2 protein-coding genes are annotated in these 1,934 nt (G+C 77.1%); one reads left to right on the plus strand and one right to left on the minus strand.

Annotated features, from left to right (window positions below):
• Nucleotides 1-698 (plus strand): XdhC family protein (locus GA0115242_RS22785; RefSeq protein ID WP_161353246.1); only part of this gene is annotated, 698 nt, incomplete at its 5' end.
• A gap of 4 nt (nt 699-702) precedes the next feature.
• Here GA0115242_RS22785 and GA0115242_RS22790 read toward each other — a convergent pair.
• A partial coding sequence (locus GA0115242_RS22790; RefSeq protein ID WP_161353249.1) for an outer membrane protein assembly factor BamB family protein occupies nt 703-1,934 on the minus strand: 1,232 nt, incomplete at its 5' end.

Raw genomic sequence — 1,934 nt, forward strand, 5'->3', positions numbered from 1 at the left:
GGCGGTTCGGCGGCCACCCGGAACTCGACCGCACGGTCGTCGGCGAGGCCGCCGCGTTCCTGGACGCGGGCCGCACCGGCACCCTGGAGATCGGCGCGCGCGGCTCCCGCTGCGGAGCGCCCCTCACCGTCCTGGTCGAGTCGTCCGCACCGGCCCCCCGGATGATCGTCTTCGGCGCCATAGACTTCGCGTCCGCGCTGGTCAGGGTCGGCCGGTTCCTCGGCTACCGGGTGACCGTCTGCGACGCCCGGCCCGTCTTCGCCACCCGCGCCCGCTTCCCGGACGCCGACGACATCGTCGTCGAGTGGCCCCACCAGTACCTGGAGCGCACCGACACCGACGCGCGGACCGTGCTGTGCGTGCTCACCCACGACGCCAAGTTCGACGTCCCGCTGCTGCGACTCGCGCTGCGGCTGCCCGTCGCCTACATCGGCGCCATGGGCTCCCGCCGCACCCATCTCGACCGCGCCGAACGGCTGCGCCGGGTCGGCGTGACCGACCTCGAACTGGCCAGGCTGCGCTCGCCCATCGGCCTCGACCTGGGCGCCCGCACACCCGAGGAGACGGCCCTCTCGATCGCCGCCGAGATCGTCGCCGCCCGGCGCGGCGGCAGCGGGGTCCCGCTCACCGGCGCCCACACCCCCATCCACCACGACCCGGCGTCGCTGCCGCCGCGCCGCGTCGACTCGGTGGCCTGAGCGGTCAGCGGGCGGGCACGGCGGGCCGGTCCGGGCGGACCGAGAACGCCGTGTCGCCCGCGACGGCCACGATCGCGTCCCGTACCAGGCGCAGGTACGGGGTGGTGTCCTGGGCCGAGTCGCCGGGGTCGGCGAGCGCCCCGGTGCGCCACCGCACCGCGCCCGTCGCCGGGTCCAGGGCCGTCAGGCGGCCGAACCGGTTGGCGAGGTAGAGGCTGTCGTACCGCGTCGACAGCACCGGCGCCGACAGGTTCTCCGTCCCCGTGCCGCGCTGCCACAGCCGGGTGCCGTCGGCCGCCCGGACGGCCGTGACCGTCCCGTCCGGCCGCACGAAGTACACCACCCCGCCGACCAGGGTCGGGGTGCCGCGCGTCCCGGCCGCCAGCGCGAGCCGCTCCACCGCGCCGCTGCCGGGGTCCACCCGCAGCAGCGCCGTGTACGGCCAGTCCCCGTCCTTCGCCGACCCGTACCGCGCGATGTCCGGCGCGACGAGCAGGGGCTGCCCGCCGACGGTGCCGAGCCCCGTCGCCAGCGCGGGCAGCCGGGCCAGTTCCCGCGCCGTGCCGCCGGACGGGTCGAGCCGCACCAGCGCCGTCGCGCCCTTGGCGGGGTCGTCCGCCGCCGTGCACAGTCCGTAGGGGGAGCCGCCGAACACGGCGGCCGCGCAGGCGTTCCCGGCCGACGACGCCGCCGGGGTCCGCCACAGCCGCCGTCCCGCCGCGTCGTAGGCGACGAAGTGGGTCGCCTCGTTGTCCGTGGTCACCACGCCCCCGTCGAAGAGGAGCGAGGGTTCGTCCTCGCGCACCGGACGCGACCAGAGCCGTCTGCCGGTCCGTTCGTCCAGGGCGACCAGCAGCCTCGGCCGGTAGGACTGCCGCGAGTCGGGCTTCAGATACGCGTAGACGTGCCCGTCGCGGACGCCGATCGGGCGGGACGTCTGCGGGCTGTCGCCGGAGCGCCACAGGGTGCGGCCGGTCGCCGCGTCCAGCCGCGCGGTGGTGAAACCGGTGCCCGCGCAGTAGACGGCGGTCGTGCCGCCGGGCACGCAGCCGGACTCCAGGTTGTCCAGCGGTTCGCCCTCGACCGCCGTCGCCAGGGTGGTCCGCCAGGCCCGCCAGCCCGCGGGCAGCCCCGGCGCGGGCACCGGGCTCGTGCTGCCCGCCGTGTCCCCGGCCCGCGTGCCGGCGTCGTCCGTCAGACGGGCGGCGGTGACGGCGCCCGCGGTGACGGCCAGCG

It is taken from the genome of Streptomyces sp. SolWspMP-5a-2 (assembly GCF_900091845.1).
In the GTDB taxonomy this organism is placed as follows: domain Bacteria; phylum Actinomycetota; class Actinomycetes; order Streptomycetales; family Streptomycetaceae; genus Streptomyces; species Streptomyces doudnae.